Here is a 22927-nt window from a genome sequence, read left to right as displayed (position 1 = left end):
CGCGGGAAACTAAATCCCCGCGTCTCTGAACAACTTATCTATAGAACCGCCTTCGATGATAATGCGTGTCGCCTCAGCCAGCATAGGTGCAACGGACAACACTTTAAAGCGGTTGGAATGGTCATCCGGAAGCGCGATGGAATCCGTGATTACCACTTCATCTATATTGGGATGGTCCATGCGTACAAGCGCGTCACCGGAGAATAAACCGTGAGTTGCGCATATGATGCTGTTCTTGGCTCCCCGCTCCTTCAGGCCTTCCACCACATTCACAATCGTCGTGCCCGTATCGATCAGATCCTCAATAATAATCGGCGTTCGTCCTTCAACATCACCGATAACATGCGTGATTACCGATTCGTTATGGGCCGGACGTTTCTTGATCATAATCGCGAACGGTGAATCCAGCCGGCTGGCCAGCTTCTCCGCCATGGAAGCGCGCCCGGCATCCGGCGAAACAACCACAAGATCAGAAAGTCCCTTCACCTTCAGATACCCGCTGATCAGATCAAGCGCCGTCAGATGATCGACCGGAATATTGAAGAATCCTTGTATAGCCGCTGCATGCAGGTCGATGGTAATGACACGGGTTGCTCCTGCAGTCGTAAGCACATCCGCGACCATCTTGGCCGAAATCGGCTCACGCGGAGCGGATTTGCGCTCCTGCCGGGCGTATCCGTAGTAAGGAACAATGATATTCACAGTTCTTGCCGATGCGCGTTTGGCGGCATCAATCATGACGAGCAGCTCAACGAACAGCTCATTGATCGGGTGTGCGAGGGATTGCACCAAAAATACGTCACAGTTCCGGATGCTCTCTTCATAATGCACATAAATCTCGCCGCTCTTGAAGCGGGTCAGCTTAATCTGGCCCAGCGGGGCGCCCAGACGCTCCGCAATATCTGCGGCCAGCTTCGGATTCGACGAACCGGAAAAAATACGCAATTGATGATGATGCATAGTACCCTCCTGGGGATCATAATTTATAGTTCAAACTGAACGGATGTACGGAGGCGTCCTTCGAATACCGCCAGCTCGCGGAAACCAGTGCGCCACAGCAGACTGCGCGCCTCCTGCAAGCCGTCTCCCAGCTTTGCCGGATCATGGGCGTCTGAGCCCAGGGTAAGCGGAATACCGAGTGCCAGCGCTTGCTGCAGCACATGCTCTGCCGGAAACATCTCCGCGCAGGGCTTGCTCAGCCCGGAAGCATTCAGCTCCATGGCTATGCCGCTGCTTGCAATTGCTTTCAGCGCATTCAGCTCCAGCTCCCTGACCTCAGCTTTGCCTTCCGGTGTCTGCGGACCATAACCGAATCGTTTGATTACATCCATATGTCCTATAATATCATATAATCCCGATAACGCCGACTTCCGCACAGCATCATAATACCTGCGGTATACCTCCATTATATCTTTGCCTTCCCAGCCATGGGTCTGCCGGTGATCCGTAATATCCCACTCCCCGAGAAAATGAACCGAACCAATCAGATAATCCCAAGGATAGGGCGACAAAAGCTCGCGAATCTGTTCTTCATAGCCTTCGATATAATCAGCTTCCAGCCCCACCCGCAGCTCAATCTTACCTCGGTAGCGCTCTTTCAGCGTCAGGCATTCCTCCACATAACGCGGAAGCTCGGCAAGCGGCATGGCCATTTCAGGATAATAGGTATCCGGATTGACATGAATGAGCGGCAAATGGTCGGATAATCCAAGCTGCTGAAGCCCCAGCGCTATGCCGCGCTGCACGTACTCCTCCAGCTTCCCTACCGCATGGCCGCAGCGTTCATGATGGGTATGGTAATCAATATGCATGCGGAAAGCCCCCTTAGTCCCGGCGCGGCCGTTCGTGGCGGGCGCTCAGTTCCTCCAGAATCTCATCGAGCGGAAGCTTGCGCTCCTGGAGCAGCACCAACAGGTGATAGATCAGGTCGCTGACCTCAAGGCGCAGCTCGGCGTTGTCTTTATTTTTGGCGGCGATGATCGTTTCCGAAGCCTCTTCGCCTACTTTTTTCAGAATCTTGTCGACGCCTTTGTCGAACAGATAGGTTGTATAAGCACCCTCCGGACGTTCGGCTTCCCGCTCGGCAATGACCCGCTCCAGTTCACCCAGTACAGCAAAACGTCCGCTGTCTGCAAGGGTTGCAGAAGGCACTGTCTCAGCCGCCTTAGCGACTGGTGCCGCTGCTGCTGCCGAAGCATTCAGTGGAATCTCACGGAAGAAGCAGGAGGTTTCACCGGTATGACAGGCGGGTCCCTCCGGTACAACCTTTACGAGCAGCGTATCGCTGTCGCAATCATAATGGATCGAGGTAATGGCCTGGGTATTGCCCGAGGTTCCCCCTTTATGCCACAATTCACTGCGCGAACGGCTCCAGAACCAGGTCTGGCCGCTCTCCAGCGAGAGCCGCAGCGACTCCTGATTCATATAGGCAAACATCAATACTTCCAAAGTGCCGGCATCCTGCACCACAGCAGGGAGCAGACCGGATTCATTCCAGCGTATGCCCTCGATCGCTTTTTGTTGGTTCAGGGTTCTATTCTCTTGTTCTTGGCTCATCGGATCTCTACCCCTTTTTGCTTCAGTTCTGTCTTCAAATCGTGAATCGCGATCTCTTTATAGTGAAAAATGGTCGCCGCAAGTCCTGCATCGGCTTTGCCTTCGGTAAATACATCATAAAAGTGCTCAATCTTGCCCGCACCACCTGAGGCAATTACGGGGATGCTGAGCAGATCGCAGACCGCTGCGGTCAGCTTCAAATCAAAGCCGTCCTTGGTCCCGTCCGCATCCATGCTCGTGAGCAGTATTTCGCCGGCGCCCAGCTTCTCGGCCTCCTTGGCCCAGGCCAGCGCACGGATGCCGGTAGGCTTGCGCCCGCCATGCGTGTACACTTCCCATTCGCCCCAAGCCTCATTATATTTGGCATCCATCGCCACCACAATACACTGGGAGCCAAAGCGGCGGGCCCCTTCCAGAATAAGCTGCGGATTGTTGACCGCCGCCGTGTTGATGCCGATTTTATCTGCGCCCGCGCGCAGAATCCGCTTCATATCGTCGGGAGTGGAAATCCCCCCGCCAACGGTGAAGGGAATGGCAATCTCGCCAGCCGTCTGCCGGACCACTTCAACCATGGTCGCCCGTCCTTCCACCGAGGCGGAAATGTCCAGGAACACCAGTTCATCCGCACCTTCACGGTCATACAGCGCCGCCAGCTCCACCGGGTCTCCGGCATCGCGCAGATTGACAAAATTAACGCCTTTGACTACCCGCCCGTCTTTCACATCCAGACAGGGAATGATACGTTTGGCTAACATTATGAAGTCCCTCCTTCAAAGGGTTGTGAGGGCATCCGCCTCGAATTCTCTTCGATCAAATTTTTTGCTCTATATTACAGCTGTCCTGCTGGACGTCCCAGCGCCTGCAGCGCCTCGGGAAGCTTGATGTTGCCGGTGTACAGCGCTTTGCCTACAATCGCTCCACCGATTCCGCTGCCGCTATGTACGCTCAGGCGGAGCAGATCGTCAAGGCTCGTAACGCCGCCGGAGGCGATGACAGTTTTGCCGCTGGCAGCAGCCATGGCCACGATTCCCTCGATATTCGGGCCCTGCATCATCCCGTCACGGGAGATATCCGTGTAGATAAACGTCTCTGCACCTTTGGATGCCAGCTCCTTGGCCAGATCCTCGGCGCGCACCTCGGAGGTGTTCAGCCAGCCATGGGTGGCTACGTAGCCATTACGGGCATCAATGCCGATAGCTACCTTATCGCCATATTTGGCGAGCACAGCCTCCGTAAAAACATGGTCATTGATGGCCGCCGTCCCGATAATGACCCGGCTGACACCAAGACCGAGCAGCTTCTCCACATCGGCAAGACTGCGGAGTCCGCCGCCCACCTGGACGGGCACACCTGCGTTTTTGGCAATGGCGCCGATGATGGCATCATTGACCGGATGTCCAGCCTTCGCGCCGTCCAGATCCACGAGGTGAATGAACCGGCCTCCCTGCTCTTCCCATGATTTAGCGACCTGCACCGGACTGTCATTATAGATCGTTTCCTGAGCATAATCACCCTGCTGCAGTCTTACACACTTTCCATCCCGGATATCAATCGCCGGATACACGATAAAAGAAGACATATGGCGCTCCCCGCTTTCATTACAATATATTTATAGCGGGCTTACGCCCGCTCTCCCTTAAGCTTTAGAAAATTCCCCAGCAGCTTCATGCCAAGCTCTCCGCTCTTCTCCGGATGGAACTGCATACCGAAGACATTGTCCCGCCCGACCACCGCCGTGACCGGATGCCCGTAATCGGTTACGGCAAGCAAATCGTTCTCCTGCCCAACTGCTGCATGATAGGAATGGACAAAATACACATGCCCCTCTTCCAGCCCCTCAAGCAGCGGGCTCTGCGGCTGCCGGAAGCTCAGCTTGTTCCAGCCCATATGCGGCACCTTATAGCCGTCACGGGGGGCGAACCGCACCACCGATCCCGGCAGGATGTCCAGCCCTTCGTGCTCGCCGTATTCCACACTGCTGCTGAACAGCAGCTGCATGCCCAGACAAATGCCAAGCACCGGCTGTTCCCCGGCAGCGGCCTCCTTGACCACAAGATCGAGCCCGCTGCTCCGCAGCTGTTCCATCGCATCGCCAAAGGCACCGACGCCCGGCAGAATGACACTGCTTGCCGCAAGAATTTCCCCGGCATCGCCTGTCACAAGACTCTCGTAGCCGAGACGTTCCACCGCCTTGCTGACACTGTGCAGATTGCCCATGCCGTAATCGACGATAGCAACGGTCATGCTACAGCACTCCCTTCGTGGATGGCACACCCTTCACACGCGGATCAATCTGCGTTGCTTCGTCCAGCGCCCGTCCCAGCGCTTTGAATATCGCCTCAATCATATGATGGGTATTGGATCCGTAGTGTACTATCACGTGCAGTGTAATCCGGGCCTCCAGCGCGAATTTCCAGAGGAACTCATGAACCAGCTCCGTAGAGAAGCTGCCTACCTGCTGGGACGGATAAGCCGCCCGGTATTCAAAATGCGGCCGGTTGCTGATGTCGATGACCACCTGAGCCAAAGCTTCATCCATAGGAATGAACACACTCGCATAACGCTTGATGCCTTTTTTGTCACCCAGTGCCTCGCGGAGCGCCTGTCCCAGACAGATGCCGATATCCTCCACCGTGTGATGGTCGTCAATATCAATATCCCCCCGGCCCTCCAGAGAAAGGTCAAATTGGCCATGCTTCGCGAATAAATCGAGCATATGATTTAGAAAAGGCACATCGGTCTCCAGCTCGGCAATGCCGCTTCCATCCACAGCCAGGGACAGCGTGATATCCGTTTCGTTTGTTTTACGGCTAAGGCCTGCTTTGCGTACAGCCTGTTCGTTATTGTTATTCTCCATTTTCTTCTCCGCCCTTCGCTTCATTCTCCAGCCTGATCTCTATCGCCCGTGCATGACCTTCCAGCCCTTCGCGTCTGGCCAACTCGATGATGGTTGCTCCATCACGCAGCAGCGCTTCCTTGCTGTAATAAATCAGGCTTGATTTCTTGATGAAATCATCCACATCAACCGGCGAAGAGAACCGCGCGGTGCCATTGGTCGGTATAATATGATTCGGTCCGGCGAAATAATCGCCGACCGGTTCCGAGCTGTACGGTCCCAGGAAAATCGCTCCGGCATTCTCGATGCTGCCGAGCAGGCCCATGGGATCTTCGACGACAATCTCCAGATGCTCCGGCGCCAGCCGGTTCACTACGGAGATGCCTTCCTTCATCGAGTCTACGACGATGATTGCGCCGTAGTTCTCCACTGAGGCGCGGGCGATGGCCTCGCGCGGCAGCTCCTGAAGCTGCCGCTCCACCTCGGCCGCCACGGCCTCTCCGAGGCTCTGCGACGGCGTCACAAGGATGGCCGAGGCCATCTCGTCATGCTCGGCCTGTGAGAGCAGATCAGCCGCGATGTAAGCCGGCTCTGCGGTTTCGTCGGCGAGCACGACGATTTCGCTGGGCCCGGCGATGCTGTCGATATCGACAGCGCCGTAGACCTCGCGCTTGGCCAGGGCAACGTAGATGTTGCCGGGGCCGCAGATTTTATCGACCGTCGCGATAGATTCCGTGCCGAAGGCGAGCGCGGCGATCGCCTGCGCGCCGCCCACGCGGTAAACCTCGCTCACACCGGCTTCTGCCGCAGCAACGAGGATGTAAGGATCGATGCCGTCCTTGCCGCCGGTCGACGGCGGTGTGACCATCACGATCTCCGGCACTCCGGCAATCTGGGCCGGAATCACGTTCATCAGCACCGAGGACGGATACGCTGCCTTGCCGCCGGGAACATATACGCCCACCCGCTTCAGCGGGCGGATGATCTGGCCGAGGATCGTACCGTCCGGCTGCAGATCCATCCAGGAACTGCGTTTCTGACGGGCGTGAAACGCCCGGATATTGACCGCAGCCGCGCGAATCGCGGTTACGAACGATTCCTCAACCCGGCTATAAGCCGCCTGGAGCTCTTCTGCGGTTACCCGCAGCTGCGCCGGTGTCAGCGCCGCCCCGTCAAACCGCTCCGTATAGCGGAGCAGCGCAGCGTCGCCCTCCTGTTTGATGTCGGCTACGATTTGCTTCACGGCCTTGTTCTGCTCCGGCGTTCCGTATTCCACTTCACGCTGCAGATTAAATTCCCTGCTCGATTGGACCTTCACCGCTCGTTCCCCCTTTGAACATCCACACTCATTTTATTTTAACTGAAGCCCCGGTTCTAATATAACTGCCTGCAGACGGTCGCATAGCTGCTGGATCTGCTCATTCTTCATCCGGTAGCTTACACGGTTCGCAACCAGCCGGCTCGTGATTTCGAAGATGCTCTTCATTTCCACCAGTCCGTTATCCTTAAGGGTTTGCCCGGTCTCCACCATATCGACAATACGGTCGGCAAGGCCAATCAGCGGTGCAAGCTCAATCGAACCGTTCAGCTTGACGACCTCCACCTGCTGGCCCTGCTCACGGAAATACCGCGAAGCTACATTCGGGTATTTCGTCGCTACCCGCTGCTGAATCCCTGGCTGCCAGTTCGGCAGGCCGATAATGGACATCCGGCAGCGTGCGATGCCCAGATCAAGCAGCTCGTACACGTCGCGTTCTTCCTCCAGCAGCACATCCTTGCCCACGATGCCTATATCCGCCACACCATATTCAACATAGGTAGGCACATCAACCGGCTTGGCCAGAATAAACTCCATGCCCGCCTCAGGCAGTGAGATCACCAGCTTGCGCGACTCCTCGCCATCCGGCGGAATCGGCAGCCCCGCTTGACGGAACAACTCTGCCGCTTTATTGTATATTCGGCCTTTCGGCATAGCTACCTTCAGTATCTGCGCCATCATCATTAGCCTCCGTTTCCATTTCCCTCTGCAAATTGTTCATTTCTGTTCTCTCACGCTTAGCCGTGTTCGCTGACAAAAGACACAAATGTATAGATTTCACCATACTGCTCGCCGTCGGCTTCCACCGTCTCTGTGTCAAGCCGCTTCACCGTCTTCAGCTCTTCCGGCCCCGCTGCCAGCTTGGTTACAACAATCCGGCCTTGTGCGCGCAGCCGCGCGGCTTCTTCCAGCCCTTCGGTCCGCCGCAGCGCATCGTACTGGATCAATACCGGCAGCTCCACCTCTTCCGGCATGCCGGATACTCCGTCCAGAATCCGGTTCGTTTTGAGTGAGAACCCGGTCGAAGGAATCGGACGCCCAAACTGCTGAAGCAGATTATCATACCGCCCGCCGCTGCATACCGGGAACCCAAGCTCGGAGGCATATCCCTCAAAGGTCATCCCTGTATAATAAGAGAAATCTCCGATCATCGTCAGATCAATCAGCACATGCTGCGAAACTCCGTAAGAGACCAGCACCTCCCACACCTTGCACAGATGCTCAATAGAGGTCCGGGCCAGCGGATGGCTGCTGAGCTCCAGTGCCTGCCCGCAGATTTCTTTACCGCCGCGCAGCCGCAGCAACCCGTCCAGCTCCCGCTTCTGGGCCTCCGTCAGGTCCAGCCGCCGGAGGGTTTCCCGGAAAGCGACATAATCGCGGTTCAGCAGATGGCTTTTCAGCTCCTCCTGGGCCTCCGGCAGTCTGGCGACCGCCTCTTGGAAAAGTCCGTCCAGGAATCCGACATGTCCCATCGCGATTTTGAAAGACTTGACACCCGCTGCCTGCAGCGACGAAATGGCCAGCGCCACGACCTCGGCATCCGCCTCAGGCGAATCATCACCTACAAGCTCCACACCGGTCTGGAAAAACTCCGCTTCCCGGCCGGCTTCCTCTTCGATTGCCCGGAACACATTGGCATGATAAGAAAGGCGGAGCGGAAGTGGCTCATCTTTCAATAACGATGAAACCACACGCGCAACCGGCGCAGTCATTTCGGACCGCAGCACCAGGGCCTGACCACGGTTGTTTAGCAATTTATAAAGCTTCTGGTCTGATGTGGAACTGGCCACGCCGACCGTATCGTAATATTCAAGTGTGGGTGTAATCATCTGCTGGTATCCCCAGCGGCTCATGCAGTGGAGCACGTCGTTCTCAATCTTGCGCAACTTCGTTACTGCACGCGGGAGATAGTCGCGCACACCAGCCGGCTTCTCGAATCCCTTAGGTTTGGACATCTTCATTAGTCACCTCATCAGATATCATGCAAGTTATATATCGTTCACTTTACTATGGTAAAGTGGTAGCAAAGTAAAGCATTTGCAACATCGTATCATGATCCATCCTTTTGCGTCAATAAAACCTTACACCATAGACATAATATCTTAACCACCAGCCTGAGGTTTACCTGAATTTTGCCTCAGCGTTTACCGGATAATATAATAATCTTATATAATTGTACTTTATTCCCTGCTTCCAGTGCTCCAAGTATCTATTTTCCAATAGAAAGAAGGACTAACCGTTGAATACATCCTATATGATCGGCGTTGATATTGGAACCACCAGCACTAAGGCAGTCCTCTTCGAAGAAAATGGCCGAATCGCGGCACAGTCCAATCAGGGTTACCCGCTGCACCAGCCCTCCCCATCTGTGGCTGAGCAGGCTCCGGAACAAATTATGAATGCAGTAACCCAAACCATTGCGGCGGTGATGCGGGACAGTGCTGTCCCCGCTGAAGGAGTGCTGTTTGTCTCTTTCAGTTCAGCCATGCATAGTGTCATTGCCGTAGACAATACGGGCAAGCCCCTTACCGCCTGCATCACATGGGCGGATAACCGCAGCGCTGCTTGTGCTGCCCGCCTTAAGAACGAGCTCGGGGGACATGAATTATATTTGCGTACAGGAACCCCTATTCATCCGATGTCCCCGATCACCAAGCTGATGTGGCTTGGCGAAGAGCAGCCGGAGCTTTTTCGCCAGGCTTATAAATTCATTTCCATTAAAGAATACATCTTCGCCAAACTGTTCGGAGAATATGTGATCGACCATTCCATCGCTTCCTCTACAGGCATGTTCAACCTGGAGCAGCTGGATTGGGATGAAGAGGCGCTGAGCATTGCCGGCATTACCAGGGAGCGCCTGTCGAGCCCTGTCCCTACCACCCATATCATGCAGGGGCTGCTCCCAGGGCTTGCAGCAGAACTCGGCCTGCTCTCCTCTACTCCATTTATTGTCGGCGCCAGCGACGGGGTCCTCTCCAATCTTGGGGTAGGTGCCATACAGCCTGGCGTTATCGCTGCCACGATCGGAACCAGCGGAGCGATCCGCACCGTAGTGGACCGTCCGCTTACCGATCCCAAAGGGCGAATCTTCTGCTATGCCCTGACCGAGAAACACTGGGTCATCGGCGGTCCGGTGAATAACGGCGGCATGCTGTTCCGCTGGGTACGTGATGAATTTGCCGCCTCCGAGGTGGAGACTGCCAAACGCCTCGGCATTGATCCCTATGAAGTGCTGACACGCATTGCCGAACAGGTGCCTCCCGGCAGCGGCGGATTGCTCTTTCATCCCTACCTGACTGGAGAACGCGCACCGCTATGGAATCCGGACGCCAGGGGCTCCTTCTTTGGCCTGACGATGAATCACCACAAGGAGCATATGATCCGTTCAGTGCTGGAAGGGGTCATTTTCAATATGTACACCGTGCTGCTGGCCATGGAGGAGCGCATTGGCCGCCCGAGCAAGATTCTCGCCACCGGCGGCTTCGCCCGCTCTGCCCTGTGGCGGCAGATGATGGCCGATATTTTCGATCAGGAGGTTATCGTTCCGGAGAGCTTCGAGAGTTCCTGCCTTGGCGCAGTTGTGCTTGGTCTTTATGCTATCCGGCGCATCGACTCCCTTGATCATGTATTCGGAATGATCGGCTCCACCCATCAGCATCAGCCGATCCAGGAGCATGCCAAAGTGTACAAGCAGCTGCTGCCCATCTATATTTCCGTCTTCCGGAGTCTGGAAAGTCAATATGAGGCCATCGCCGGGTTTCAGCGTGAACAGTCGGGGGAATAAAGGAGTACTGGCTGCTGATACCGGCAAGATGTTATATATTCGGCAATCCCATATCTTTGAATACATCTTCCTGATATCGGCTCGCCGCATGGCACTTGACAAAAAAACTAAAATATGGAATATTTGCCGCACATCGTTTTTTGTCAATTTTCAGGATTATTTCTTATTATTTGCCGTGTAAGGACTTACCCGCTAGACGTTTTTTTAGTATATTGAAACTTAGGGCCATAGACCAGCCATTTGAAGTCGAAAATTATGAAGAGGTGTTTGAAGAAGTGCTGTTTAACTCTTACGAATTTATATTTATTTTCATGCCGGTTACTGTGATAGTTTATTTTCTATTAAATCGCTTTCGTTTGATCTACGCCAGCAAGCTCTGGCTAGCGCTTAGTTCCCTGTTCTTCTACTGCTGGTGGGATGTGCGCTACCTTCCACTGCTGCTGGGTTCCATCGCCTTCAACTATTTTATGGGCAGAACCATATCCCATATGCAAAATGCCACGGAACGAAAGCGCAAACTAGCTTTGGCTTTCGCCATCATCATGAATCTGCTGCTGCTTATCTATTATAAATATGCCGATTTCTTTATCGGCAATGTCAACGCTCTGTTCGATACAGATGTTCCATTGCTCAAGATTGTGCTTCCGCTCGGAATCAGCTTTTTCACCTTTACACAGATCGCTTACCTGGTCGACGCTTATCGCGGTAAAGCAAAAGAATATAATGTGATCAGCTATGTATTGTTTGTAACCTTCTATCCGCATCTGATTGCAGGTCCGATTCTCCATCATAAGGAGATGATGCCGCAGTTCGACCGTTTGCGGGGCAAACGTTTTGATTACAGCAACGTGGCCAAAGGCCTTTTTCTGCTGAGCATTGGGTTATTCAAGAAAGTAGTTATCGCCGATTCATTTGCACCCGTAGCCAGCAATGGATTTGATGTGTTGTCCCAGTTGAATTTTATTCAAGCCTGGACAACCTCACTTTCCTACACCCTTCAGCTCTATTATGATTTCAGCGGGTATTCGGACATGGCGATTGGTGTTGCCCTGCTGTTTAATATCATTTTACCCATCAACTTTAATTCACCATACAAATCCTTGAACATTCAGGATTTCTGGCGCCGCTGGCATATGACCTTAAGCCGCTTCCTGCGAGAGTATATCTATTTCCCTCTGGGCGGCAGCCGTAAAGGAACTACCCGCACCCATATCAACTCCATGCTGACCATGCTCATCGGCGGTCTCTGGCACGGGGCGGGCTGGACCTTTGTCTTCTGGGGATTCATGCATGGATTTGCCCAGTTTATCCACCGGATTTGGCAAAAAGCCAACATCAAACTGCCGAAATGGGTAGCTTGGTTTATCACTTTCCAATTTATTAATCTTACCTGGGTTTTCTTCCGGGCAACCAGTTGGGACAATGCCATCAAGGTGTTGAAAGGAATGGTCGGCCTTAACGGAATCGGCATCGCTTCATTGGACAAGACGATTGTATTGGGACTGGCTGTCTTCATGATTGTTGCTGTACTATGCCGCAACTCTATGCAGATGCTGGAAGGATTCAAGCCGGGCTGGAAAACCGCCGTTTTTGCCGCCGCTTTGTTCTGTATTGCTGTCGTCTATTTCAACAAAATCAGCGAGTTTCTCTATTTCAGCTTCTGATCCCGGCCATTTCAACTGATAAAGGAGATTTATTGAATTGAGGCATAAAAAAACGAAATACAAAAAATTTATATTTCAATTTATAACTATGGTTATCGTGTTCGCTGTTCTGATTGGTACCTTTAGTTATATTGTCGATCCCTTGCAGTTCTACCGCAAGGCCAGCTTCTATACTCCTAAACTGTCCTGGCAGGAACGATACCAGAATCCCGGTCTTGCCCGTAACTACAAATATGATACCATCGTTCTCGGCAGCTCCATGACGGAGAATTTTCTCCCCTCTGATGTAGGCGAGAAGTTGAAGGGCGACGTTCTTAAATTGTCTATTGAAGGCTCGACCATCGGAGAGCAGTATCAGACTGCAAAAGTAGCCTTCAAAACAGGCCAGGTCAAACAAGTATTATGGGGAATCGATTATTTCGCCTTCCGCACTAACAATGCAACCGGGAATGAAGAATTCCCCGCATATCTGTACGATAGCAATCCGCTTAACGATTACAAATATGTCTTCAATGAATCTAATATTAAGTCGGCGCTTACAGCTTTGAGTAAGTCAGAAGGACGCGCGAACCTGAAGCTGTCATCCCTTGAACTACTGTACAACTGGGACAAGTCAGTTACCTACGGACGCGACTTAGTTATTAAGAACTGGCAGTCAGCACGGAACAAGGAGGTCGCGTATGGAAATAATGAGGATCCGCTGGATTCCGTTAAGCAAACCTTTGATGAGAATGTGGTCAGCATAGTCAAAGCTCATCCGGAAACGAAGTTTTATTTCTACTATCCGCCATATTCGATTCTGCGGCAGCAGGTCTGGTATAAGACCAACCCGGAACGCTACGGCAACCAGCTGGAAATGAAACGTTATATGTTCGATAAGCTTAATTCCTATTCCAATGTTAGTATTTATGAATTCCAGACAGACAGCGACATCACCTATAACCTTGATCTTTACAAGGATCTGTCCCATCACTCCGGCGCTGTTAATTCTATAATTGTGGATGGAATCTCTAAAGGGACCCATCTGGTCACAGCAGATAACCTGGAACAGGGGATCCAACTGCTGAAGCGGCAGGCTGAGAATGTAATCGTTAATACAGAGGAGGGCACAGTCTATTCCATAGATCTCTCTCTGAACGGTGAGCCGCAGAGCTTCGGTTTCCTTCCGCCAACGACAGGAGACGTCATTATGGCTCCTCTCAAGCTCTATGCGCAGATGCTGGGGATCGCCTTCGATTATGATATCGATAAGAAATTGATTACTCTCGCCAAGGGAGACAGTGTTGCGGAACTGACTGTAGGTTCGGACGAAGCCCTGCTCGATGGACAAACTGTCAAGCTGGCTGCCCCCGTTGAGAACAAGATCGGGATCATGGCCGCTCCACTGGAGTCCATTCCAGCCTTGTTCGGAGGTTCAGTCACTTTGGGGCAGGAGAAAGACAAGCTGCTTGAAGTTGATATCACCTTTGGGGAATAAGGCATACACCTGTAACTGTTCGATCTTAGTGCCTCATAACCGGGAACATCAAGCCATTGGCATTCTTCATGCCGATGGCTTTTTGCTGTTTAAAAACTCGTTAAGCCTTTCCGTGGCTATTATCCAAAGTGAGCACTGCTTCCGGCTCCCGCTTAGGTTGAGGTGCAAGCGAGCGGGGAACACTTCCGAATGCGATCCAGGACCACCGGATTCGGCGGAACGAGATCTGAACGACCACCCAGCTTACCCCCAGAGCCACTATAAGCCCTCCATGTACGAATAAAACATAGGCCAAGGAATCCAATGGAATGTTATACCGGAACCGGCGGTACAGCACCAGAATGAGCGGATGGAGCAGATACACAGCAAAGGAGACTTCTCCAAGCCTAGTCATAAAGGCATTAACCCCGCGAGAAGCTGTGCGGTATATCAGGAAGGTGGCATGGAGCAGTACAAGCGCCGAAAGCATGGAGTGAACATTCCAGAGCAGCTCGTACCACAGCGAGTTGACCCAATGGCCAAAATGCCGGCCTTGATACCATAGATGAATCTGAATGAAGGCCGCAGCGAGCCAACTGCCCCAGAGCACCATTGTCTCTCCTGTTTGTTTGTTAGACCACTCTTTGAAGGGGCATTCCAGCCAAGGCTTGATTTTGTCAAAATGAATCGCAAGATAAGCCCCCATCATGTAATAAGCCATATACGTCGGAGCATAGCTGGCCTTATCCACAAGTTGCAGCTGATATTTATTCAGGAATACAAAAGCCCACTGGATGATGAGACCGATCGGTATGGCCCAGGTGACCATTGTTTTTGATTTCTGCATCAGTTGCAGGATCAGCGGAAAGACCAGATAGAACTGAATGCTGATAAATACGAAGTACAAATGAGTATAGGCAGAGCCTGTAATGAGGGCGTACATAAAGGAGGGTAGATTCGTTAACGGATCATCAAGCAATTGACCGTTTATGTAGAGAACCATTAGATGATATCCGATGGAGGCCAGCAGATAAGGCAAAAGGATATACGTTAGTCTCCGGCGGTAAAAGTTAAACATCAGCCCGCGGGTAACCGGACGGCCGTAGTAATTATAGAACAGTACAAAACTGCTAAGAAAAATAAAACAGGGAGTCCCGAATCTAAAAAAAATATTGACCCCGTTGATCCAAACATAATAAGGCGATTGAAGTGCCTGCTCTCCTGCTGCGAACGATGTGGCATGTACATGCAGTACACCAAGTATGGCCAAAGCCCGGAAAACATCCAACTGGGGCAGTCTTTCCTTTTTGATGGAATTCACTTTAAATCTCTCATCTCCTTCAGATTGACTATGCAAAGAGAGACGGTGCCTGCAAACTTTATCTGTTGCTGCTCCTCTATAACGAAAAAAACCGCCTTACGTAACTATACCCAAAAGACATCATAATGCATCCTGGACAAGTAAAATACGTAAGCGGTTTGTTTCTAACTATAGGTCTTCTGTACACCGGTCTGACGAGTCCCCCGGGCGCAGCTCCCGCAGCGGATTGCCTCCGACAAACGATCCGGCCGCCACATGCTTATGCACAACCGAACCCGCCGCCACAACCGCGCCATCTCCGATCGTTACACCGGGAAGAATGGTTGTATTGGCGCCAATCAGAACATTTTCACCAATAATGACTTCGCCGAGCCGATACTCTTTAATCAGGTACTCATGAGCCAAAATGGTGGTGTTATAGCCGATGATGGAGTTTTCGCCGACCGTAATTTTCTCCGGAAAAAACACATCCACCATTGCCATCAGTCCAAATGCCGTATGTTTACCCACCTTCATGCCAAGGATCCGGCGATAAATCCAGTTCTTGAGCGGAAGAATGGGGCAATACCGGGCAATTTGGATAAAAATAAAATTACGGACGCCCTTCCATGGGCTAACTGTACGGTAAATGTACCAGAGTGAATTATGCCCCTCCACCGGATAGCGGGTTAGGTTTCTCACGATTCCTTCGTCCCTTGCCGGACTATCTCATATAAATCCGTCATGTCGTGGATAATAAAATCCGGCTCATATTTACGCAGCGTCTCTTCCCCTTTAAGTGACCAGGCTACAGCTGCTACAGGCACACCGGCCGCTTTGGCCGATTGGATATCTACAATGCTGTCGCCTACCATCAAGGTATGGCGCGGGTCAACATCTAAGTTGCGGATCGCTGTCAGCACCGGCTCCGGATGCGGTTTAGGCTGTGTCACATCAGTAACCGTTACTATAGTTTCCATATATTTCAGCAGATCAAACATCTCCAGTGCCTTGAGCGTAGTCGGACGAATCTTCGTCGTTACAATCCCCATTCTAATCCCGCGCCGCGACAGCTCGTCCATCGTTTCATTCACACGCGGAAAAGAACCAATCAGCTCATCGTGATGCGCGTAGTTGTAAGAACGGTAGGACTTCTCCAATACGCTGGTATCCTCAAGGCCGGAGAACGCGCTCAGCTGCTGATGAAGTGTTGTTCCCATATGGGGGATAATCTGCTCCCGGGTCAGAGACGGAAGATTGTTCTCCTTCAGCGCATGCATGAAAGAGCCAATAATCAGTTCATTGGTATTCACAATCGTTCCGTCCAGATCAAAAAGAACGCATTCTATCATCGGGTTACTACTCCTTCGGTTCCGCATCCTCAGACTTGACCTTGTCAGGCGTTGCCGCCTGCGGGGCTTTTTGCGGTGTGTTGACTGCATTCTCCGGGACCACAGAATCTGCCGCGACCGGCTTGGTGCTGACAATAGGATCGGAATAATGAGCCTTAGATTGACCGGTTACCCGGCGCACAATAATAAGTACTACGGCAGCCACGATAATCAGCAAAGCGAGCAGCTGCGAGATACGGATATTTCCATAGGCAGGATCAAAGTACCCTTGTTCAAAGCCCATCCATTTCATCGGGCTCCACAGGCCGTTGACGAATGAAGCTACACCGCTGCTCCCGTTAAAGCCCAAGCTGTCGGTACGCAAAGCTTCAATGAAGAAACGGCCGATTGAATACCAGATAAAGTAGGATAAGAAGATTTCACCCGCACGGACAAACCTTTGGCGGCGCAGCACCATAAGGAGTAGAATACCCAGCAAGCTCCACAGAGATTCGTACAGGAAGGTTGGATGATGGAACGCATTTTCTATGTACATTTGATTGACGATAAAGTCAGGCAAATGCAGCTTATCGCGCAGGAACGACTCCTCTACAACCCCACCATAAGCCTCCTGATTGATAAAGTTGCCCCATCGGCCAATCATTTGTCCGGCCAGCAGTCCAGGAGCGCAAATATCCACAACACGCCAGAATGGGTACCCTTTATAGCGGAAATAGATAATGGCGCAAATAATGGCCCCGATCAAGGCTCCATAAATGGCAATCCCGCCGTTCCATATTTTGAAGACATCTATAAAGTTATCCTTATAGTCCTCCCATTTAAAAGCTACAAAATATATCCGCGCGCCAATGATCGCCGAAGGCACTCCAAGCAGCAGCATATCCATAAAGAATTCCTGGGAAATATTAAACCGTTTGCCTTCCTGAATCGCGAGGAATAATCCGGCAAGTGCGCCGAATCCCAGGATCAAACCATACCAGTGAACGGGTAGTGAACCGATGGAGAATACAATGGGATTAATCGCTAATGAAAAAAACATGCTCTCACACTCCTAGTCCAGATCATCCATGTCTTCAGATATGGTAGCTGTAAGTTTATTGGTAAACTGCAAAGCCGCGTTAAAGCCCATTTGCTTCAAGCGGTAGTTCATGGCCGCAACCTCAATAATAACGGCAAGATTTCGTCCTGGCCGTACCGGAATCGTTACGAGGGGAACGTCCGTATCGATAATCCGTGTTGTTTCTTCGTCCAGACCAAGCCGGTCATATTGCTTGTCCTGCTGCCAGGCTTCCAGCCGAACCACTAGCGTAATACGCTTATGATTACGGATTGCGCCTGCACCAAAGAGCGTCATTACATTTATAATTCCGACGCCGCGAATTTCGAGCAAATGGCGGATCAGCTCCGGTGCCGTACCATGCAGTTGATTGTCGGAGGTCTGGCGGATTTCCACGGCATCGTCCGCGATCAAGCGATGTCCGCGTTTAACGAGCTCAAGTGCCGTTTCGCTTTTACCAATGCCGCTACTGCCTGTAATCAGCATGCCTACACCGTATACATCGCAGAGAACGCCATGAATGGTTGCTGTAGGTGCAAGTCTGCCTTCAAGGAAGCTGGTCAGTCTACTGGAAAAAATCGTTGTAGCCATCGAGCTGCGCAATACCGGAAGCCCTTTTTCGTTGCTTATGTCAATCAGCTCCTGCGGCACATCCAATGCTCTTGTAATGACAATACAGGGTGTATTATCCTTACAGATCCCGCGAATCCGGCTCTTGCGCTCTTCCTCCGAAAGCATAGAAAAGAAGGCCAGCTCTGTCTTGCCCAGCAGCTGTACCCGTTCTTCCGGATAATATTCGAAATAACCTGCTATTTCCAGCCCGGGCCGATTTAAGTCATCCACTGTAATCGGTCTCTTCAGACCTTCATGCCCGGAAACAACCTCTAATTGAAAATGCTGTACCAATTCCGATACTTTTACCTTCTTAGCCATGTATGTCCGTCCTTTCGTCACCTAACGGTTATGTCCGCTTTCCTACATTTGGTTAACAACTCTTTCCATTCCATCCGTAGGTAATTCTCCTGCTATCTTAATTGATAATCCCCTTTAATGCAATCTTAATACCTGCTACCTTGCCCTTAGATCCATTGATATATAAGGAGTTGAACCCAAACCTGCTTATATTCTGCCCATCTATTCCTATAGCTTAGGAGGTCATTAGCGGAAGGCTCCAAGAAGACAAAAAAGCCGCCCTTTCAGGCGGCTTTCTTTAAAAGGGAAGATATTTCTATCTTAGCCCAACAATACGTTAAGTTCGGATTCTTTATCAAAGATGTGGATTTTGTTCATGTCAATTGCCAATTTAGGCTTGCTGCCTTCACGGGTAGTGGAACGTCCATCTACACGGGCAATTACAGTGTTGCTGCCCAGGCCGCTCAAGTAAAGGAGCATTTCATGACCAAGGTTTTCCGTAACATCTACCAGCGAAGTGAAGATTGTGTTCGGGGAAGCTTCCAGGAATACTGGTTCTTCATGGATATCTTCTGGACGAACGCCCATGATCACTTCTTTGCCGATGTAGCCTTTGCTGCGCAGGATTGTAGCTTTGCCTCCTGGAACTTCAACATCAAGGTTCTCAGCGCGGAAGCGAACAGCGCCGCCAACATCAGACAGAGTACCATTAATAAAGTTCATAGTTGGGGAACCAATAAATCCGGCTACGAACAGGTTGGTAGGCTCATTGTACAGTTCTTCAGGAGAAGCTGCCTGTTGAATGATGCCATCATACATAACTACGATACGGTCACCCATCGTCATAGCTTCTGTCTGGTCATGCGTTACGTAGATACAAGTGGTTTCAAGGCGTTTAACCAGTTTAGTGATTTCAGCACGCATTTGACCACGAAGTTTAGCATCCAAGTTGGAAAGTGGCTCATCCATCAAGAAGACTTGCGGATCACGGACGATAGCGCGGCCCAGAGCGACACGTTGGCGTTGACCACCGGACAGTGCTTTAGGTTTACGCTCAAGCAAGTGCTCGATATCGAGAATTCTCGCAGCTTCGCGAACTTTCTTGTCGATTTCTTCTTTCTTCACTTTACGCAGTTTCAAACCGAAAGCCATGTTTTGGTACACGCTCATATGCGGGTACAGGGCGTAGGATTGGAATACCATCGCGATATCGCGGTCTTTAGGAGCAACGTCATTGACTACACGGTCGCCAATGTACATTTTACCTTCGGAGATTTCTTCCAGACCAGCGATCATACGCAGGGTAGTGGATTTACCACAACCGGAAGGTCCAACCAGTACGAGGAATTCCTTATCTTTAATATCAAGATTGATGTCGATTACTGTTGCTTTATCGGAACCCGGGTATTTTTTGAAAATATGCTCTAAACGTACGCCTGCCATTGTATTTCCCCCTCGAGTTATTAGTTGATTATAAATAAATCGCTTTCTTGTACATTTATCTTACCCCAGACGTGCCTCGCTGGCTATTTGCAACGTTCACAAAAATCCTATTTTCTTTTCGTCACTTTATACAATAACATGGTTAACTTTACAATTGCTGCGTCGCCAAAGCTCCGTACATCGGCTCCGGTCTCCTGTTTGATCTTGTCCAACCGGTATAGGAGCGTGTTGCGGTGGATGTACAATTTTTTCGCGGTCTCACTGACATTGCAGTCCATCTCGAAGAAAGTTTCCAGCGTCAGCAGCATTTCCTTATCCGCCAGCACCGAAGTATAGTCACCGATCTGTCCTAGCAGCTGCCTGCGCCGCTCATCAGGGATACTGTTCACCAGCCGCTCCATATGCAGCTCCCACGGGAGATGAATATAGTCGCCAACCTGAAAAATCCGTCCCAAAACAATCGTTTCCCGCAGCAACGCAACCGAGCCTGTCAAACCTTTTACCGGGATGATCGCCGGTGCAACCGCCAGATGGAACACGCCTACCCACTCACTGGCAATCAGCTCATGCAGCCCCATACAGGTCTGTGACAGCAGCTCATCTGCATTCTCTTCCTCATCGTCCTTATCATCCCCGCCGGTCAGCAATTCCTTACGGGCTAAAATTAACCATTCCTTCTCCTGCAGGGGGATAAGCAATATTTCGTTCTCAAAATAATTGCGCAGCAGCTTCATAAGCGAACGGTAAGAGATCTGCGGATTGTGGACATTCTCACTCACCAGCAGAAAAGGAATCATCTCGCCGAACAAACGTCCCTTCAGAGTGATTTCGTCAGGAATCTCTGCATCATTCTTCTCTTGCTCGAGCTGCGAATTCAGCCAGTTGCTCAGCTGCCGTGCCTCTACTTCTCCTTCTTCCTTTAACCCTGTGGCCTTGAGCGCGACAGCAAAATTCCGTGCCGCATAATTGACCAATTGCAATTCCAGAGCTGAAAGGCCATCCATCTCTACCCATAACGCAGTTATTCTTCCCTCGTTCTCATACAATGGTACCCAGAGATGACCTTCATGAGTGACCGGCTGATCCAACTCTTCTTTGCCTATGCCAAAAAGAGAAGCTGAATGCTGCCTCCCGAGTTGTTTGATTCCGGTTCTCTTTCCGGTGAGCTGCTCCAATTTTTGACGCAATGCCTCACTATCCATCGTCACCATACTCCACCACTTTTGCTCTTTTCGCCTATTTTATCATAATTCCCAACATTATGCGGCCTGGTCCCTCCGATTACTAAGACACAATCGACAATTTGAGGAATCATTTATTTTGTTTTACCATTTCGCTATGATTTTGCTTAGACGGCGGCAAGCTTACCGGGGATATCTTCTTTAACTCTTTATGCATCCAAATACCGGCTATCGCTCCCTCGCCCATTGCAACTGTAGCTTGCTCTGCATGAACAGCGACATCACCAGCCACCCATAAATGCTCCACATTGGTCATTAATGAACGCTTATCCGCTTCGATATGCTTGTTCTTATGAAGCTCCACCCCAAGCTCTGCCGCAAGTTCCGAATGTACCGCATTGTTCCCAAAGGCGATGAACCCACGCTCCGCAAGCAAAGTATTCCCGCTCTCCAGGATTACTGCTTTAATGATTCCATCATTCTCCTCATCGATTCGAGCAACTGCTTCCTCAACGTATAAGATCCCTTGCTCATCAAGACGTTGGCGGTTTTCTGCCGATACCGGCTGGCATTCATGATTGATATAAGTCAGATCACCCGTACGCTCGCGCAAAACAAAAGCCATATTTGCCCCTACGTCACCTGAGCCCAGCAATAGGGTTTGCCGGTTCTGAATTTCGTAGCCATCACAATCCGGACATACATATACCGTCTTCCCTAGTGTAGCTACAAGCCCCGGCAACTCAGGAAAGCGGTCCATTACACCTGTTGCAAGCAGCAATGTCTTGGAACTATAGCACTGATTCTCGGAACCGTTCAGCTGAAACAACCCATTCTGCTTCTCTGCCGTAATAATCCTATCCGTAGCAAACTTTACGCCGGCAATTTCAGCCTGCTGCCTGCCTTTTGCCCTAAGCTCTTCACCGGATATTCCCTCTGGCCAGCCCAATATATTATGATAACTGCGGCAAATGTTAGATCTTCCCCCTCCCGCGTCTATCACAAGCACATGGTGGGCGGAGTAACGTCCCAATTGAATCGCTGCCTGCAGGCCGGCAAAACCGCCTCCAACAATAATTGCATCATATATAACGGGAATCCCCTCATTTCTGCTCAGTGTTATAAACTTATAATTAAACGGAGACAGAAATTTTAAACTCGCTCTCAGCAATTTCATTTTCATGCGGTATGACGATAACACAAAAAAGCCATCACCCGAAGGTGATGACTTTCTGATTGGGATGAGCCATGAAGGATTCGAACCTTCGACACCCTGATTAAAAGTCAGGTGCTCTACCAACTGAGCTAATGGCTCATAAAACTGGTGGAGGCTGATGGATTCGAACCACCGAACACGTACGTGAGCAGATTTACAGTCTGATGCGTTTGGCCACTTCGCTAAGCCTCCATATATGGTGGCGCGGGAGGGAATCGAACCCCCGACACAAGGATTTTCAGTCCTTTGCTCTACCGACTGAGCTACCGAGCCATAAAAAAAGCCATAAAACATAAAAAATGGCGGAACCGACGGGATTCGAACCCGCGATCTCCTGCGTGACAGGCAGGCATGTTAGGCCAACTACACCACGGTTCCGCATTTGTAAAAATAATGGTGCCGGCGAGAGGACTTGAACCCCCAACCTACTGATTACAAGTCAGTTGCTCTACCAGTTGAGCTACACCGGCACGGTGTAAAAGTGTTGAAACGGTGTTGAATTGTGAAAATGGTGGAGGCTGAGGGGATCGAACCCCCGACCCTCTGCTTGTAAGGCAGATGCTCTCCCAGCTGAGCTAAGCCTCCGGGTTGTATGGTAGCGGCAGAGGGGATCGAACCCCCGACCTCACGGGTATGAACCGTACGCTCTAGCCAGCTGAGCTACGCCGCCACACTAACAATATTATGAATTTGAAATGGCGGAGAGAGAGGGATTCGAACCCTCGCACCGCTTACGCAGTCTAACCCCTTAGCAGAGGGTCCCCTTATAGCCACTTGGGTATCTCTCCAAACAAGTTGGTGCCATGTAAATTCATTCAGGAACCTTAATTCCTGAAAACTGAATCCGAAACA

Annotated in this window: 21 protein-coding genes and 8 tRNA genes; 3 read left to right on the top strand and 26 right to left on the bottom strand. The window is 51.1% G+C overall.

What is annotated here, in order from left to right; genetic code table 11:
* Positions 1-9: 9 nt before the first annotated feature.
* From ACQ76X_RS34765 to ACQ76X_RS34720, 10 genes are all read right to left on the bottom strand, one after another.
* Entirely contained in the window at positions 10-960 is a 951-nt protein-coding gene (locus ACQ76X_RS34765; protein ID WP_038584636.1) for a ribose-phosphate diphosphokinase, read from the bottom strand.
* Positions 961-983: 23 nt separating this feature from the next.
* Positions 984-1811, bottom strand: a complete 828-nt coding sequence (gene hisJ, locus ACQ76X_RS34760; RefSeq protein WP_438498413.1) for a histidinol-phosphatase HisJ — start codon at positions 1809-1811, stop codon at positions 984-986.
* A 13-nt stretch (positions 1812-1824) separates the two neighbouring features.
* Positions 1825-2556 (bottom strand): bifunctional phosphoribosyl-AMP cyclohydrolase/phosphoribosyl-ATP diphosphatase HisIE, encoded by a 732-nt coding sequence (hisIE, locus tag ACQ76X_RS34755; RefSeq protein WP_438498412.1) that lies wholly within the window; start codon positions 2554-2556, stop codon positions 1825-1827.
* Positions 2553-3311, bottom strand: a complete 759-nt coding sequence (hisF, locus tag ACQ76X_RS34750) for an imidazole glycerol phosphate synthase subunit HisF (protein WP_038584629.1) — start codon at positions 3309-3311, stop codon at positions 2553-2555. The genes hisIE and hisF overlap by 4 nt, the downstream gene beginning before the upstream one ends.
* Before the next feature lie 74 nt (positions 3312-3385).
* The gene (hisA, locus tag ACQ76X_RS34745) at positions 3386-4135 is read right to left on the bottom strand and encodes a 1-(5-phosphoribosyl)-5-[(5-phosphoribosylamino)methylideneamino]imidazole-4-carboxamide isomerase (RefSeq protein ID WP_438498411.1); all 750 of its coding nucleotides are present in this window, start codon (positions 4133-4135) and stop codon (positions 3386-3388) included.
* Positions 4136-4176: 41 nt separating this feature from the next.
* Positions 4177-4800: an imidazole glycerol phosphate synthase subunit HisH gene (gene hisH, locus ACQ76X_RS34740; protein WP_438498410.1), complete on the bottom strand. Its 624-nt coding sequence runs from the start codon at positions 4798-4800 to the stop codon at positions 4177-4179.
* A 1-nt stretch (position 4801) separates the two neighbouring features.
* On the bottom strand, positions 4802-5413 hold the full coding sequence (hisB, locus tag ACQ76X_RS34735) for an imidazoleglycerol-phosphate dehydratase HisB (protein ID WP_038584620.1): 612 nt from the start codon (positions 5411-5413) through the stop codon (positions 4802-4804).
* Positions 5403-6710, bottom strand: coding sequence for a histidinol dehydrogenase (gene hisD, locus ACQ76X_RS34730; RefSeq protein WP_438498407.1), 1308 nt, complete (start codon positions 6708-6710; stop codon positions 5403-5405). The genes hisB and hisD overlap by 11 nt, the downstream gene beginning before the upstream one ends.
* 33 nt (positions 6711-6743) lie before the next feature.
* Entirely contained in the window at positions 6744-7388 is a 645-nt protein-coding gene (hisG, locus tag ACQ76X_RS34725; protein WP_438498405.1) for an ATP phosphoribosyltransferase, read from the bottom strand.
* Positions 7389-7447: 59 nt separating this feature from the next.
* Positions 7448-8665, bottom strand: a complete 1218-nt coding sequence (locus tag ACQ76X_RS34720; protein ID WP_438498403.1) for an ATP phosphoribosyltransferase regulatory subunit — start codon at positions 8663-8665, stop codon at positions 7448-7450.
* A gap of 299 nt (positions 8666-8964) precedes the next feature.
* On the opposite strand from ACQ76X_RS34720, the gene gntK reads away from it, so the two are divergent.
* The 3 genes from gntK (at position 8965) to ACQ76X_RS34705 (ending at position 13635) form a co-directional block, all read left to right on the top strand.
* Positions 8965-10494 carry a gluconokinase gene (gene gntK / locus ACQ76X_RS34715; protein ID WP_438498415.1) on the top strand — a complete coding sequence of 510 codons (1530 nt, stop codon included), beginning with the start codon at positions 8965-8967 and terminating at the stop codon, positions 10492-10494.
* A 275-nt stretch (positions 10495-10769) separates the two neighbouring features.
* Positions 10770-12158 carry an MBOAT family O-acyltransferase gene (locus tag ACQ76X_RS34710; protein WP_038584612.1) on the top strand — a complete coding sequence of 463 codons (1389 nt, stop codon included), beginning with the start codon at positions 10770-10772 and terminating at the stop codon, positions 12156-12158.
* Positions 12159-12195: 37 nt separating this feature from the next.
* Positions 12196-13635 (top strand): stalk domain-containing protein, encoded by a 1440-nt coding sequence (locus ACQ76X_RS34705; protein WP_438498401.1) that lies wholly within the window; start codon positions 12196-12198, stop codon positions 13633-13635.
* A gap of 100 nt (positions 13636-13735) precedes the next feature.
* On the opposite strand, the gene ACQ76X_RS34700 is transcribed toward ACQ76X_RS34705, so the two are convergent.
* The 16 genes from ACQ76X_RS34700 to ACQ76X_RS34625 all read right to left on the bottom strand — a co-directional run bounded on the left by ACQ76X_RS34700 (position 13736) and on the right by ACQ76X_RS34625 (position 22863).
* Positions 13736-14935: an acyltransferase gene (locus tag ACQ76X_RS34700; RefSeq protein ID WP_438498399.1), complete on the bottom strand. Its 1200-nt coding sequence runs from the start codon at positions 14933-14935 to the stop codon at positions 13736-13738.
* Positions 14936-15103: 168 nt separating this feature from the next.
* A complete protein-coding gene (locus tag ACQ76X_RS34695) occupies positions 15104-15616 on the bottom strand; it encodes an acyltransferase (protein WP_438498397.1) in 513 nt (170 codons plus the stop codon).
* Complete coding sequence (ppaX, locus tag ACQ76X_RS34690; protein WP_438498395.1) at positions 15613-16266, bottom strand: pyrophosphatase PpaX; 654 nt, start codon at positions 16264-16266, stop codon at positions 15613-15615. Before ppaX ends, ACQ76X_RS34695 begins: the two co-directional genes overlap by 4 nt.
* A 7-nt stretch (positions 16267-16273) precedes the next feature.
* Positions 16274-17305: a prolipoprotein diacylglyceryl transferase gene (gene lgt, locus ACQ76X_RS34685; protein ID WP_076113259.1), complete on the bottom strand. Its 1032-nt coding sequence runs from the start codon at positions 17303-17305 to the stop codon at positions 16274-16276.
* A 12-nt stretch (positions 17306-17317) separates the two neighbouring features.
* Positions 17318-18256 carry an HPr(Ser) kinase/phosphatase gene (hprK, locus tag ACQ76X_RS34680; RefSeq protein WP_038584597.1) on the bottom strand — a complete coding sequence of 313 codons (939 nt, stop codon included), beginning with the start codon at positions 18254-18256 and terminating at the stop codon, positions 17318-17320.
* 300 nt (positions 18257-18556) lie between these two features.
* A complete protein-coding gene (locus ACQ76X_RS34675; protein ID WP_438498392.1) occupies positions 18557-19678 on the bottom strand; it encodes an ABC transporter ATP-binding protein in 1122 nt (373 codons plus the stop codon).
* Positions 19679-19785: 107 nt separating this feature from the next.
* Complete coding sequence (locus tag ACQ76X_RS34670; RefSeq protein WP_438498391.1) at positions 19786-20880, bottom strand: PucR family transcriptional regulator; 1095 nt, start codon at positions 20878-20880, stop codon at positions 19786-19788.
* 109 nt (positions 20881-20989) lie between these two features.
* Positions 20990-22060 (bottom strand): NAD(P)/FAD-dependent oxidoreductase, encoded by a 1071-nt coding sequence (locus ACQ76X_RS34665; RefSeq protein ID WP_438498389.1) that lies wholly within the window; start codon positions 22058-22060, stop codon positions 20990-20992.
* Positions 22061-22101: 41 nt separating this feature from the next.
* Positions 22102-22174: transfer RNA gene (locus ACQ76X_RS34660), tRNA-Lys, on the bottom strand.
* A gap of 7 nt (positions 22175-22181) precedes the next feature.
* A tRNA-Tyr gene (locus tag ACQ76X_RS34655) sits at positions 22182-22267 on the bottom strand.
* A 5-nt stretch (positions 22268-22272) separates the two neighbouring features.
* Positions 22273-22348: transfer RNA gene (locus tag ACQ76X_RS34650), tRNA-Phe, on the bottom strand.
* Positions 22349-22375: 27 nt separating this feature from the next.
* Positions 22376-22453, bottom strand: a tRNA-Asp gene (locus tag ACQ76X_RS34645).
* A gap of 16 nt (positions 22454-22469) precedes the next feature.
* A tRNA-Thr gene (locus ACQ76X_RS34640) sits at positions 22470-22545 on the bottom strand.
* A 39-nt stretch (positions 22546-22584) separates the two neighbouring features.
* Positions 22585-22660, bottom strand: a tRNA-Val gene (locus ACQ76X_RS34635).
* A gap of 8 nt (positions 22661-22668) precedes the next feature.
* Positions 22669-22745, bottom strand: a tRNA-Met gene (locus ACQ76X_RS34630).
* A gap of 26 nt (positions 22746-22771) precedes the next feature.
* Positions 22772-22863 (bottom strand) — tRNA-Ser (locus tag ACQ76X_RS34625).
* Between the last annotated feature and the right edge of the window lie 64 nt (positions 22864-22927).

Source organism: Paenibacillus sp. IHBB 3054, assembly GCF_051594305.1.
Lineage (GTDB): Bacteria > Bacillota > Bacilli > Paenibacillales > Paenibacillaceae > Paenibacillus_AQ.
The sequence above is the reverse complement of the archived record's forward strand: the minus strand, read 5'-3'. Positions and strand labels throughout refer to the sequence as shown.

Bases quoted from the DNA above. Each gene is read 5' to 3' on its own strand.
- ACQ76X_RS34765 (WP_038584636.1), bottom strand. From the start codon at position 960: ATGCATCATCATCAATTGCGTATTTTTTCCGGTTCGTCGAATCCGAAG.
- hisJ (WP_438498413.1), bottom strand. From the start codon at position 1,811: ATGCATATTGATTACCATACCCATCATGAACGCTGCGGCCATGCGGTA.
- hisIE (WP_438498412.1), bottom strand. From the start codon at position 2,556: ATGAGCCAAGAACAAGAGAATAGAACCCTGAACCAACAAAAAGCGATC.
- hisF (WP_038584629.1), bottom strand. From the start codon at position 3,311: ATGTTAGCCAAACGTATCATTCCCTGTCTGGATGTGAAAGACGGGCGG.
- hisA (WP_438498411.1), bottom strand. From the start codon at position 4,135: ATGTCTTCTTTTATCGTGTATCCGGCGATTGATATCCGGGATGGAAAG.
- hisH (WP_438498410.1), bottom strand. From the start codon at position 4,800: ATGACCGTTGCTATCGTCGATTACGGCATGGGCAATCTGCACAGTGTC.
- hisB (WP_038584620.1), bottom strand. From the start codon at position 5,413: ATGGAGAATAACAATAACGAACAGGCTGTACGCAAAGCAGGCCTTAGC.
- hisG (WP_438498405.1), bottom strand. From the start codon at position 7,388: ATGGCGCAGATACTGAAGGTAGCTATGCCGAAAGGCCGAATATACAAT.
- ACQ76X_RS34720 (WP_438498403.1), bottom strand. From the start codon at position 8,665: ATGTCCAAACCTAAGGGATTCGAGAAGCCGGCTGGTGTGCGCGACTAT.
- gntK (WP_438498415.1), top strand. From the start codon at position 8,965: ATGATCGGCGTTGATATTGGAACCACCAGCACTAAGGCAGTCCTCTTC.
- ppaX (WP_438498395.1), bottom strand. From the start codon at position 16,266: ATGATAGAATGCGTTCTTTTTGATCTGGACGGAACGATTGTGAATACC.
- lgt (WP_076113259.1), bottom strand. From the start codon at position 17,305: ATGTTTTTTTCATTAGCGATTAATCCCATTGTATTCTCCATCGGTTCA.
- hprK (WP_038584597.1), bottom strand. From the start codon at position 18,256: ATGGCTAAGAAGGTAAAAGTATCGGAATTGGTACAGCATTTTCAATTA.
- ACQ76X_RS34675 (WP_438498392.1), bottom strand. From the start codon at position 19,678: ATGGCAGGCGTACGTTTAGAGCATATTTTCAAAAAATACCCGGGTTCC.
- ACQ76X_RS34670 (WP_438498391.1), bottom strand. From the start codon at position 20,880: ATGGATAGTGAGGCATTGCGTCAAAAATTGGAGCAGCTCACCGGAAAG.